The organism is Paenibacillus sp. LX16, assembly GCF_036252815.1.
Taxonomy (GTDB): domain Bacteria; phylum Bacillota; class Bacilli; order Paenibacillales; family Paenibacillaceae; genus Paenibacillus; species Paenibacillus polymyxa_B.
In genome coordinates this window covers 3,672,819-3,684,524 of record NZ_CP141152.1, presented here as the reverse complement: position 1 = coordinate 3,684,524, position 11,706 = coordinate 3,672,819, and the positions used below count along the sequence as shown (strand labels likewise).

The following is an 11,706-nucleotide window of genomic DNA, read 5'->3' as shown; positions in this document are numbered from 1 at the left end:
AATTTAATGATATACAAAAAAACCACTAAGCATTGTATAATCATAACAACACATACGGAAGCACCGTTGTGCAATCCGAAAGCATCGGTGATACCCTGCTGGCATACGCTGGTGGGGTGTTTTTCTATTGATTTTCATTGGATATCAAAATAAACAGTTGAAAAGCCGATATCATAATTACCAACCAATGAATACTTAGGAGGATTATAGATGAGCTTTTGGATTTTTTTACTTGTAGTCGTGGGACTTATTTTTTCAGCAATGATAGGCGGTTCTCGGATTGCAAGCAATAATCGTAAACAACCGAAAATAGAACGTATAGGTGAGGTGGTTGATAAACGGGTAGATTGGACCGAAGGATCGTCTTCAAAAACATTCTACATAACCTGCGAGTTCGAAAACAATGAGCGCAAAGAAATTACAGTTAGGGACGATAAATACGGTCTTTTTGTTGTAGGAGATAAAATCAAAGTAACAAGTCAAGGTACTTGGGACTGGGTAGAACGTGTAGTAACGTAAGGTCATCAGGGTATTTACAGAATCACCCAACCCTTTTATACTGATAACAACACATACGGAAGCACCGTTGTGCAATCCGAAAGCATCGGTGACACCCTACTAGCTAAAGCCAGTGGGGTGCTTTTACGTTATGGGAGGTGTTATTTTGGCCTTTGATTTAATACCGTTTATCCTTAATATGTTAGTTGCTCTTATTTCTATTTCGGGTGGAGTATTGTTAATTAGAACATTGTATAGAGGATATGTACTTTTAGGAATACTTCTTGCAGAGAAAAAGAATAACAACAACACAGAGAAAAAAGAATAGTGATCATACTCTCCACTAACCTTTATGGTCAGGGGAGAGTATTTTTTATTTTATGCTAAAAATTTGATTTTTACATTAGTTGCATAATATATTGACAGATGGTTAATTCTAGTGAAAAATGAAGTATCTTTTAAAAATATGGAATTTTTATGCGAGAGGTGGATATGGCATGAAGCATACACCTACGATTCGAGCAGAATTAGACAGATACCTACAACAAGAAGGTTTGAGCATGACGGAGTTTGGACATATAGCAGGCATGAATAGGGGAGCGGTAAGCGCCATTGTGTCAGGTAATAAGTCTATGTCTATTAACCAGCTCGACCTAATTACTGAGGCTATGGGCTTACCAGAAGGTCACTTTTATGATCTGTTTATAGATAACTTCATCATCGACCATCCCCCGAATATGAGGCGAATCGAGCCGTTTTTGTTTCGCTGTGCGGAGTTGGGCAAGTTGGATGCAATCCGTCGAGTAGTGGGAGCCATCATGGATAATCTGCTATATTCGCCCAAGCTATTTGAAATTGCAGAAGTATTATTGTCGCAGGGACGAAATGAGGCTGCTTTGCTGCTTTATGAGGGTGTAGCTGAAACGGAGAGATATCAACACTCCGAACGTTTGGCAGTCTGCCAATATCGTATATTCACGATTCAAGTTGGAGACGACCAAACCCAAAATCTCCACGCTGCTGCGATACTTGAAGCTTTTGTTGAGCGATTGAATGAAATAGACCAACTTGACGCATTGAAGGACTTAGCGAATTTGTATCGTTCATTGTGTAAGTGGAACAAGGTCGATGAAATGGCAAAGAAAATGAAAGCTAAAGCGGAAATCCAATATACACTGAAACATCAATGGAACAGTCGAGAACACACTGAATCTACTGATAAGCTAAGCCGTCCATTATTTGTATATGTTTCCTATGCTGATCTGCTGTGTGCAAGTGTCTGCGAAGCCCAAGGCGATTATCAACAAGCTCTAGAATATACATATGCCTACACTGATTTAGATTGGGTATTGGAGACAGACGAAGATACTTTATATTGGCTAAATCTTTATAAGGATTGGGCGCAATGTAATAGTTACATTTATAAACTTTTGTCCGGTGATACAAGTGTGCTTCCAGATTATGTTGAATATATTGCCAAATCAAAAGTAGATAAAGAAATGGTAACTAAGATATTGAACGTACTGCTTGCAGCTAACCAGTATCAACTGGATATAGACGATATACTTAGACGTTTTGAAACTATAATTAATTCGTTTACTCAGAAGGTGCAGCCATCATCCGACATGTATACTAGGCAAGTTATACCAGAACAATATGCACGATTTGGATACGAGTTAGCTTATTATTATTTATATAGAGGATCATACGGTGATGGCTTTAAACATTTGATGTATGCAATGGTAAAGTCACATATAATAAATAACGAAACTTATTTTATAAACTGCATGGGGCTATTCGTGAAGTTTAGAACACATGCAGTTCCTGAGTTAAAAGAAGAGTTTTTAAATCTTATTGAAAAGGTGTGGTTAAACAATGTTGAGAAAAATGGTTCTTCTGATCGTCGCAGCTAGTTTTTTATTTATTGTGAGTGGGCCTAATCATGCTTATGACCAGCACCCTATTCAGCTTAATGCTACCGTTGGAGGTTCCTAAACTTAGATAAACAAAAAAATCCCCGCTAACCTTAATCGGTCGGCGGGGATTTTTTTTATTGAAGGAATTACTACACCGTTCAGCGAAAGAATTATCGAGGTGATCAGCATGAACCATACATATAAAGTGTTAAAGTCGGATATAGAACTATTTGCTGCTGCATTAAGCCAGGTAAGAGTATATGTAGTACAGCCATTAGATGAGGATTTGATAGATATAGTAGACTACGGCGGTGCAGTAGAAAAGATTACACCAGAGTCGATTAAGATTAAGGGATCTTATTTCTTACGTAATCAGTTTGAATTTAGAGCAGATGTAAAAAAGGACTCCGCTGGCATGTAACCAGTATGGAGTCCTGTGTTGTTTATTTAGTTGAATACTCACTTACTTCAAACGTAAGGATTTTGTTGAAGATTACATAGTCTTTACGGTTGCTGAAAGGTCCTTTGTTATTATTGTGCTTATCAATGGAAAAGAATGAAGGGCCTCTGCCAGCATCTTTAGCGTCATACCAAGCGATGAAGGCGTTCAATTCTTTTTTACTTAGATCGAATTCTTTATCAAATCCATTATCCATTGTTACAGTCAAAATAGCGCGGTCGCCAGTTGTTTGCGATGACCCATCTGTATCCGATGATCCAGGCTTTGTAGATGGGTCAGGTGTTGTAGATGGATCAGGCTTTGTAGATGGGTCAGGTGTTGTAGACGGATCAGGCTTTGTAGATGGGTCAGGTGTTGTAGACGGATCGGGCTTTGTTGATGGATCAGGCGTTGTAGATGGATCGGGCTTTGTTGATGGATCAGGTGTTGTAGGTGGAGCAACTGGGTTAGTATTATACATCTCAAAAGCTCCAAGAGTCAGAATATTTTGCCCATTATTCATTGATACATTTAGCCGATATTTTATATATTCTTTTGTGTTACTAAATGTAAATTCTTTTTTTACGGGTTGATCCCAATTACTTTGATTTTTTTGTGTATCGAGAACCACCCATGATGCTCCATCCCAGCCTTCAAAAGTCCAATCTTTTGGAGATTCAGCCTTGTAATTATTAGCTCCACGAGCCTGTAATACATATTTGTTCACAACAACTGGTTTTTCAAATTGGTAACCAATCCATCCAGGGATGCCATTTACAGCTGTAGACCACCCGTTATCATTAAGGGATTGATCAAATACGGCCCATGGTTGGTGACTATCACTCCAACTGCTACTAGCACTAGCAATTCCAGAAGGAATGTTATTCCATGTCATTTTTGGAATTAAGTTAACATTACTTGAGCTAGCAAAAGAAGAACTTGCAAACATTGAAGCTAAAAAAAAGATAGAGAGTAAAGAGAAAAATATTTTTTTCATGTTAGAGCCCCTTTTTGTTTTATTTGCTAAGTAAGAATACAATTATCAGAAAGGAATGTCTAAACATTTATGTCTATATATTCAAAATAAAGTTTAATGGTGGATTTTAATTTTAATTTTTATTATGTGACAACATATGCGATACTTCGACATGTCTCCCAATATAGTATTGAGAAGATTTAAATACTATGGAGGTGTCGTATGATAAAAGGAATCGTAAGAGGATTAATTGTATTTTTGTTGGCAGCTATCTTTTCCGTACAAGGCGTCTACGCTGAACCGACAGCAATCAACCAACAAGCAGCAGCTGGGTATACGTTGGAGTTCCCAAGTTCACGTTACCCTGAAACCGAAGCACACATTAGAGATGCAATAGCAGCTGGACATTCTGCTGTATGTACCATTGATCGGGACGGAGCCGAAGAAAATCGAAGGGAGTCCCTGAAGGGGTATCCGACTAAAAAAGGGTATGATCGTGACGAATGGCCAATGGCAATGTGTGCAGAAGGCGGCGCGGGTGCTGATATCAGATACATAACCCCTAGTGATAACCGGGGAGCAGGATCATGGGTAAGTCATCAGTTAGATAAATATGCTGATGGAACTAAGGTAAGATTCATAGTGAAATAAGAGTGTGGGACTCTACAGAGTGTGGCTGATAGAGTCCTTTTTTATATCCAATAAAAAATAAATATGCAAATATATTGATTATATTTATAAATCAGCAAGTTTATGTTTAGACATGCTTTGAGGAATATATTACCTTAGTATCTGTTCAATAGATTATAGGGGGAGAAAATATTGAAAATTCGATTTATAAAGAAAATAGGTATCTTGTTTGGAGCTTTATTACTTGTAACGGTCACATTTTTAAATTCAAATACGTATGCAGCATCAATCGGTGAGAGATTAACTTCCCACGAAGAAGGTTGGGAAAGATATGACGATATGGATCCTGCCATTAAGTATGAAGGTAATGGATGGGCATATGTTACAAATGAACCTAATAGTGTTTATGCAAAAACAGGTCACTATATGAAACTATCTGGAGCAACAACAAATGCCATAAAATTCAAATTCTACGGAACTAAATTGCGAATTATTGATCTATATTGGACCAATAGGGTAAACAATGTGACCATAGAAATTGATGGCAAAGTTTCGACATATAATCCAAATAATCCTGCAAATCTGTATCAAGTACTTGTGTTTGAAGCCTTAGATCTACAACCTGCTGTTCATGAAGTAAAGTTAACTACGAATAGCACAAATAATATATTTTCGCTTGATGCAATAGATACTGATGGAAAATTGGTTGATATCTACACTCCCATGAATCTTGTAACCTCCCCTGGAGACGGTCAAGTTACATTAAACTGGGGTCAGGTTCAAGAAGCTGACGGTTACACAGTCAAATATGGAACAGAATCAGGCAAATATACTGAAACTGCCACAGCTACAAAAGACGTATATGGAAACTTCGTCATTCCAGGTCTGACCAACGGAACAAAATACTATTTTGTGGTCAGTGCTAAAGTTAATGGAGTAGATTCTAAATATTCCAACGAAGCATCTGCCACTCCACAAGGAGGAGGAGGTCAAACTGATCCTGAGCAACCAACAGGAAACCGTGCATTTCTGGTAGTCACCATGACAACAGGATTGGAAAAAGAATTCGACCTAAGCATGAAAGAGGTGAACGACTTTATTGCTTGGTATGAGGGGAAGCAGGCTGGTTCTGGATCGGCTTCATATGTGATCAATAAACATAATAACAATAAAGGACCTTTTAGCAGTCGCAAGGATTACATGCTGTATGATCGCATTCTGACTTTTGAAGTAAGTGAATACTAAATAATATGCAACACCAGGCCTGAAAAATGGTAGGGAAAAGATCGTCTTTTCTATAGAAATTGTTGGTACCTACCCAACGAACCAGAACGAAGACGATCTCATGAACAACGGTCTGTCCTTTGCGGGTAACATACATTGTAGTCAATTACTGTTCAATAGATTACTTAGGGGGAATATTTGTGAAGATCGGTTTTACTAAGAAATTTGGTATTTTGTTTGGAGTTCTTCTGTTTGTAATGGTTACGTTTTTAAACTCAAGTTCCTATGCAGCTACATTAGGTCAGAATCTTTATACTTATGAAAAGGGCTGGCATCGTTACGATGATGCTCATAAGTTCATCAAATATCATGGATCATGGTATATATTCAAAGATGGGATCAAACTATCCGATGGGGCCATACATCAAACAAGGGATACCGATGCGTACATTTCTTTTTCCTTTAAAGGTACACAATTGAGAATTCTATCAGATAATTGGGATTCTAAAACTAAAAGAGCCGTTATCTCGATAGATGGAAATGTTGAGTATTTTAGTGAATATTCTAAGACTGCTGGACAAACACTCGTTTATGAGAAGAAAGCTTTGACTAATGCGATTCATGAAGTAGTGATTAAGTTAGAAAGTGCCGATGGACTGTTAAATTTAGATGCGATTGATATCAATGAAGATGGAATGCTTGTGGATAATGAGGCTTCGATAAAGCTTAATGCTACTGGAAATTATAGTCAGGCTACTTTAAACTGGGACCAGGTTCAAGACGCTGAAAGCTACACGGTCAGATATGGAACTGAGTCTGGTAAGTATACGGAAACAGTAACAGCAACAAAAGATGCATATGGAAACTTTGTTATTCCCGGTCTAACTAACGGAACGAAGTACTACTTTATTGTAAGTGCTAAGGTGAATGGCGTTGATTCTGAATACTCCAATGAAGCTTCGGCAACTCCACAAGGAGGAGGTAGTCAACCTGACCCAGAGCCAACTACTGGAGAGCGTGCAATTCTGGTAGTCACCATGACAACTGGCTTAGAGAAAGAATTTGATCTGAGCATGAAAGAGGTCAATGACTTTATCTCCTGGTACGAAGGCAAACAGGCTGGTTCTGGATCAGCATCATATGCTATCAATAAGCACGATAACAATAAAGGTCCATTCAGCAGCCGAAAGGATTATATGCTGTTTGATCGTATCCTAACATTTGAAGTAAGTGAGTACTCTAAATAAATCAAAAAGCTCTGCTAACCTTAATTGGTCGGCAGAGCTTTTATGTTTCTAATAGGTCTGTGTTAGCTAGCATATATTTCGTTTTAGCTTCTTCATATAATTTGCCGAGGTTACGAAACTCTATTGTCGTCCTTTACCATATTGAAAATATGTTTACTATTTAATATTTTTCGTATATATTAATATTTGGAAATTATTTTTCACAAATATTTCCTACAAAACTAGATTGAATTAACAGAGGAGATTATTTCAATGAGCATTTCATTAAGAATAGAACGCAAATCCGGTGGTGAACCAATCGAGTTTGTAAAAGGTGAAATCATTGGCTTTACTTATAAGAATAATAGTTCCATAAAGCTTTCAGCTAAGTCTCCAAACTTGGCTCATTCGCTACATATTCGGAGCAAAATTCCGCTGCATTCGCTTCCTTCAGTTATAGACAATGCGGATAATTCCAACATGCTGTATACATGGGCAAACACAGAATATAAACCTGATAGTGAGGATTACTATCGCAAATGTAATATCCAAATCGTTAGAAATGAAAACACAATCCGAGATATTACGTTTACACACGCTTATGTAGATAAGTATCAAGAACAGATTGATACCAGCAAAGAGATTCTTGAGTTTGAACTTGTTTTAAAACAAAAAGAAGATCAATTGGGAAAAATTCAATACAGTCCTCAGGCAGAACCTAAGGAAACAAGAGAACAGGATCAGTCTGATGTCTCGCAAAAAATACTGGAAGGCGCATATAGTAAGAATATGTTAGTGTATGCAGGAAGTAATACTTTTCCGTTTGAAAATCCTATGGTAGAACTAGAAAAGACTTGGGTGCGAGGCGTAGAGAAGGTAAAGAATTCTTCAGATACTGTACTACATTATCCTGATCGTAAAGCATTTACATTAGTAGCTGTTCCTATAGCTCGAAAGAAGTACGGGGACATCACAGCCAATTTACTTAAACATTCACTTGATTACAAACCAGGAAATTTAAACTTTAACGAATGGTCATACGAAGCGCAGCAAGTTAAAAAATCTAAAGAGCACATCGCAATAGTTAATGCCGCAGTCAAAAAAGCTAACGCTAATAAAGTTAAAAGTTTTTCATATAATGGATCTGAGGGGCTTGAAAGTAATAGAGATCTATATAATGCTTTTCACAACATGTATTATAAAATAAATGGAAATTACGTTGACGGGCAATGGAAAATTACTGCAATATATTATGATGTATATAATTTCGAATATAATTTTAAACAAATGTTTACTGGGGATAACAAGCTTGGTTGGGCTGCGGCCAATCTAACAAATTTAATGGAATCATGGGGAACGCTCAATGAGTATACATCTTATGTTACAGTAACTGATATAAGAAAAGCTTGGAAGTGAGGTAGCAGATGAAGCGTAGATACATCATAATCTTGATTGCTATACTAGTTACAACTACCACTCTAATTTTCCTGGTGAATTTTGGAGATAATACGAAGTATAAATACCCATCAGGCAAAGATACCGTAGAATATTTTGGTGACGGGACTTTTCAAATTTTTAGAGGGGGGCCGCACGACCCTTTAATACTTTATAATCATCTTGCTGATCCACTGGAAAATGCTGTTGATAATATTGTGTCATATAAGATAAAAAAAAATATCGTATATGTGGTTGGTGAAAATGGCTTCATTAAATTAGATTCAAGTACCAACACGTACGAGCAAAAGAAACGGATTACCGACTTTACTTCCAAAGATAGAGAGATATTTAATAAATTAATGGAAAAATAAAAGTAAAGTCTCCAGACCTACCTAGAGCTTTTTTGTGGTATAATCTGGATTGTGCGACAAAACGGCTATAAAGGGCGGTCGGCTAATCTCCCGGAAGGGAGGTGACGCCATGGAAGTTAAAGACACACTGATGTTGATGATTCAATTCGCAACGTTGGTGATTCTGATACTTTCTTTCCATAAACGGAAATAGACCGCCCTGACGAGGATACGGTCTATTTTTGGATCAAACCTCAATTGCTGACCGCTCTTATAGCGGTAAGTCGTGCAGGGGACGGTGGCTGCCGTTCCCTTTTTCTATTCTTATGTTATCATATTCATTTTATTCAGGCAATGGAATTACCTTTGTTGACAATAGTCATAATGGTTATAGAAATATTAAAACCCCGGATTGCTCCGGGGCTGTTTTATTCGAGACCAAATTGTGCTTTTGCTTGTAGTTTGTTGCCTTGGAATGTGAAAACGGCATTTGCACCAGGTCCGACTTCACCTTTATACGAATACATTACAGTATAAAATTCGTCTCCTTTTTCACCAACCTCTGAAAGAGCCTCACCGGGACCACCGATAATTTTCGCAACTTCCTCATAAGTCATTCCATTTTTAATCTTGTTATATTTAGCTTTGGTAATGGTTCCGAGGTTTGGCGATTCTGCTACTGTCCGACCCTCTATTTTTCCGTTATATAGTTTCCAATTGGCTTCTCCCTTAACACCACGGGAACCAAGTTCACCCTTAAAGGTAACTATATCCCCCGGATTAAGACCATTCAATTCTGAACGATCTGAAACTTTTACAACAATAACATCCCCGAGTTTTTTCTTTTCAGCGCTAATATCTGACCATAGTTCACCGTTGTAATCTGCTGGTTTACCATAGACATAGAGGCTGCTAGATCCAGCTTCAATAACAACACCTGACCATGAAACAACTTGATTTCTTACACTGTCGAATGTTTCCCCTTGCTTGGATACTGGCAATGCAAAGAGTGCAGATGAAAACTTATCAAAAGGAAGCGATGTGTCAATCAATGGTTTTTTAGCGTCAGTCTGTTCTTTTTGTACTGATTCAGTAGTAACTTCTTTCTCTTTAACAGGCGTAGTAGCTACTGATTTTGAATTAGTTTCGGTTGGTTTCTGAGTGTCAGCGACTGATATTCCAATAATAAATACTAAGAGAGCAGCTAAACCAAAGAGAAACATTTTTTTAGCCTTGCCGTTCTTTCTTATTAAAGCTATAGCCCACAAAACAAAAAACACAAAAAAAGCCAGCAAAGCAATCACAGCAATTGCAGTCATTACATAACCCCTATCTATTGGTAATATTATAGTAAAATTAGTATATATGACCTAGGAATAATTTTCTAGCACAAAAGTCTTAGAAGTAGAAAACAAAAGCCCTTGTAAGGAACAAATGTTCGGGATATAATTTGAACATATTACATCAGGAGGCTACATACATGTCGAAAAAATTAGAAGGTAACGGCTTATGGGAAAGCAGCCGGATTATCATACCAGAACACAAGGAAGCATACTTAAAACTCATGCAAGACCGCCAGCGGAGAGGCAAGCCGGAACTTGACGATCAGGAAGTCCGGTTGATCGAGCAAGCGCTTATAGAGTCCTACAACACACGTCAACCTATATCGATAGTGGTTTTTAGCCCGTTTGATGACGAAGAACTCACAGGTGTAATCACGTCTATAAATACTGCTCGCAGGGAAGTAAAACTGTTTCGTGGCGAGGATGATTTTAGTTGGATCAAGTTGGAGGATATCATTTCAGCAAGTATCTAGTAGATAAATCTAGAGAATAGCAAAATATTCGTGCGATTATTGTAATAAAAGTGTATATATTGGAAAATGTACATGGTATATTTATCCTAGAACTAAATACCTAGGGGGATATCATGAGAAGTAATGGAAAGGGAAAGATCATAGGAATTATCTTTGCAGTAATTATAGCTGTTGCGGTTATTAAGTATTTAGGATTGCTTATTATCGCAGGAGGGCTTGGCTACTGGGGTTATAAAAAATATCAGAATGCTAAGAGAGCAAATCAAAAAAGCAAACTAGCTATAGTTTTATTTTCACTTGCCGGAATTTTCTTTCTAGCGTTCATCGGCAATCTGTCTATTGTTAAGCAGCAGGAATTAGCGAATAAAGTACCAGCTGTTCCAGCTAAAGTAGAACAAACTTCTGCGGTGCCTACTACAACTAAATCTGAGCAAACTTCAAACATTGTTTCTACCTCAGCATCTAACGAAAAGGCGGATTCTGAACAACCAAAACGTATTTCTATAACTTTAATAGCGGGAACGGATGGAGATACATTTAAAGCATCAGTTCAAGGGAAAGAGGAAAAGATTCGACTACTCCTAGTAGATACGCCAGAAAGCGTAAAACAGGGTACACCAGTCCAACCGTTCGCAAAAGAAGCTTCGGCTTTTACGCTGAAGCAATTAAAGCAGGGTAATCTTTCCCTAGAGCTTGATGTTTCAGAACGAGATAAGTATGGTCGTCTACTTGGTTATGTATGGATTGGAGATAAAATGTTAAATGAAATGTTAATTGAGAAAGGGTATGCTCGGGTGGCCTACATAAACCCACCAAACGTTAAATACGTCGATCAATTTAAGAAGATTCAAACGACCGCTCAAAAAAATGCAACAGGTATCTGGAGTATTGAAAACTATGCACAAGAAGATGGATTCAATCAGAAGGCAGCTCAAAAGGCAACTGCAAAGACTGAATCTAAAAGTAATGATTCAAGTGTAAAAGAATCTAAGCCTAAAGTAGTTACTCCTAAAAAGGAAGTCGTCCAAACTTATTCTGAACCAAGAGAATCATCAAGCAATGTATACTATAAAAACTGCTCTGCGGTTCGTGCTGCTGGTGCCGATCCAATTTATGAAGGTGAACCAGGTTATAGTAGGAAACTGGATCGTGATGGTGACGGAGTGGGATGTGAAAGATAAGAGTTCTAGTTAA

The 11,706-nt window shown here is 37.7% G+C and carries 14 protein-coding genes; 12 read left to right on the top strand and 2 right to left on the bottom strand.

The window, feature by feature from the left end; translation table 11 throughout:
• Positions 1 to 210 precede the first annotated feature (210 nt).
• From T3H97_RS16250 to T3H97_RS16235, 4 genes are all read left to right on the top strand, one after another.
• The gene (locus tag T3H97_RS16250; protein ID WP_328800268.1) at positions 211 to 519 is read left to right on the top strand and encodes a DUF2500 domain-containing protein; all 309 of its coding nucleotides are present in this window, start codon (positions 211 to 213) and stop codon (positions 517 to 519) included.
• 145 nt (positions 520 to 664) lie between these two features.
• Positions 665 to 826, top strand: coding sequence for a hypothetical protein (locus T3H97_RS16245; RefSeq protein WP_328800267.1), 162 nt, complete (start codon positions 665 to 667; stop codon positions 824 to 826).
• A 169-nt stretch (positions 827 to 995) separates the two neighbouring features.
• Entirely contained in the window at positions 996 to 2,411 is a 1,416-nt protein-coding gene (locus T3H97_RS16240) for a transcriptional regulator (protein WP_328800266.1), read from the top strand.
• A 190-nt stretch (positions 2,412 to 2,601) separates the two neighbouring features.
• Positions 2,602 to 2,835, top strand: a complete 234-nt coding sequence (locus T3H97_RS16235; protein ID WP_328800265.1) for a hypothetical protein — start codon at positions 2,602 to 2,604, stop codon at positions 2,833 to 2,835.
• Between the two features lie 22 nt (positions 2,836 to 2,857).
• On the opposite strand, the gene T3H97_RS16230 is transcribed toward T3H97_RS16235, so the two are convergent.
• Entirely contained in the window at positions 2,858 to 3,850 is a 993-nt protein-coding gene (locus T3H97_RS16230) for a discoidin domain-containing protein (RefSeq protein ID WP_328800264.1), read from the bottom strand.
• A 201-nt stretch (positions 3,851 to 4,051) separates the two neighbouring features.
• On the opposite strand from T3H97_RS16230, the gene T3H97_RS16225 reads away from it, so the two are divergent.
• The 6 genes from T3H97_RS16225 (at position 4,052) to T3H97_RS26450 (ending at position 8,910) form a co-directional block, all read left to right on the top strand.
• On the top strand, positions 4,052 to 4,480 hold the full coding sequence (locus T3H97_RS16225) for a NucA/NucB deoxyribonuclease domain-containing protein (protein ID WP_328800263.1): 429 nt from the start codon (positions 4,052 to 4,054) through the stop codon (positions 4,478 to 4,480).
• A 171-nt stretch (positions 4,481 to 4,651) separates the two neighbouring features.
• A complete protein-coding gene (locus T3H97_RS16220) occupies positions 4,652 to 5,704 on the top strand; it encodes a fibronectin type III domain-containing protein (protein ID WP_258297833.1) in 1,053 nt (350 codons plus the stop codon).
• Between the two features lie 179 nt (positions 5,705 to 5,883).
• Positions 5,884 to 6,930 (top strand): fibronectin type III domain-containing protein, encoded by a 1,047-nt coding sequence (locus T3H97_RS16215; RefSeq protein ID WP_258297832.1) that lies wholly within the window; start codon positions 5,884 to 5,886, stop codon positions 6,928 to 6,930.
• Positions 6,931 to 7,182: 252 nt separating this feature from the next.
• Positions 7,183 to 8,325, top strand: coding sequence for a hypothetical protein (locus T3H97_RS16210; RefSeq protein WP_258297831.1), 1,143 nt, complete (start codon positions 7,183 to 7,185; stop codon positions 8,323 to 8,325).
• An 8-nt stretch (positions 8,326 to 8,333) separates the two neighbouring features.
• Positions 8,334 to 8,717, top strand: coding sequence for a hypothetical protein (locus tag T3H97_RS16205; protein ID WP_328800262.1), 384 nt, complete (start codon positions 8,334 to 8,336; stop codon positions 8,715 to 8,717).
• Between the two features lie 109 nt (positions 8,718 to 8,826).
• A complete protein-coding gene (locus T3H97_RS26450; RefSeq protein ID WP_223822117.1) occupies positions 8,827 to 8,910 on the top strand; it encodes a putative holin-like toxin in 84 nt (27 codons plus the stop codon).
• A 214-nt stretch (positions 8,911 to 9,124) separates the two neighbouring features.
• Here T3H97_RS26450 and T3H97_RS16200 read toward each other — a convergent pair whose 3' ends face one another.
• Positions 9,125 to 10,015: a hypothetical protein gene (locus T3H97_RS16200; protein WP_258382184.1), complete on the bottom strand. Its 891-nt coding sequence runs from the start codon at positions 10,013 to 10,015 to the stop codon at positions 9,125 to 9,127.
• 161 nt (positions 10,016 to 10,176) lie between these two features.
• On the opposite strand from T3H97_RS16200, the gene T3H97_RS16195 reads away from it, so the two are divergent.
• Both T3H97_RS16195 and T3H97_RS16190 read left to right on the top strand, forming a co-directional pair.
• Positions 10,177 to 10,512 (top strand): YolD-like family protein, encoded by a 336-nt coding sequence (locus tag T3H97_RS16195; RefSeq protein WP_220025481.1) that lies wholly within the window; start codon positions 10,177 to 10,179, stop codon positions 10,510 to 10,512.
• 113 nt (positions 10,513 to 10,625) lie between these two features.
• On the top strand, positions 10,626 to 11,693 hold the full coding sequence (locus tag T3H97_RS16190) for a thermonuclease family protein (protein WP_328800261.1): 1,068 nt from the start codon (positions 10,626 to 10,628) through the stop codon (positions 11,691 to 11,693).
• The last annotated feature ends 13 nt before the right edge of the window (positions 11,694 to 11,706 follow it).

Coding starts and splice junctions, on each gene's coding strand:
- T3H97_RS16250 (WP_328800268.1), top strand. CDS start 211: ATGAGCTTTTGGATTTTTTTACTTGTAGTCGTGGGACTTATTTTTTCA.
- T3H97_RS16240 (WP_328800266.1), top strand. CDS start 996: ATGAAGCATACACCTACGATTCGAGCAGAATTAGACAGATACCTACAA.
- T3H97_RS16235 (WP_328800265.1), top strand. CDS start 2,602: ATGAACCATACATATAAAGTGTTAAAGTCGGATATAGAACTATTTGCT.
- T3H97_RS16230 (WP_328800264.1), bottom strand. CDS start 3,850: ATGAAAAAAATATTTTTCTCTTTACTCTCTATCTTTTTTTTAGCTTCA.
- T3H97_RS16225 (WP_328800263.1), top strand. CDS start 4,052: ATGATAAAAGGAATCGTAAGAGGATTAATTGTATTTTTGTTGGCAGCT.
- T3H97_RS16210 (WP_258297831.1), top strand. CDS start 7,183: ATGAGCATTTCATTAAGAATAGAACGCAAATCCGGTGGTGAACCAATC.
- T3H97_RS16205 (WP_328800262.1), top strand. CDS start 8,334: ATGAAGCGTAGATACATCATAATCTTGATTGCTATACTAGTTACAACT.
- T3H97_RS26450 (WP_223822117.1), top strand. CDS start 8,827: ATGGAAGTTAAAGACACACTGATGTTGATGATTCAATTCGCAACGTTG.
- T3H97_RS16200 (WP_258382184.1), bottom strand. CDS start 10,015: ATGACTGCAATTGCTGTGATTGCTTTGCTGGCTTTTTTTGTGTTTTTT.
- T3H97_RS16195 (WP_220025481.1), top strand. CDS start 10,177: ATGTCGAAAAAATTAGAAGGTAACGGCTTATGGGAAAGCAGCCGGATT.
- T3H97_RS16190 (WP_328800261.1), top strand. CDS start 10,626: ATGAGAAGTAATGGAAAGGGAAAGATCATAGGAATTATCTTTGCAGTA.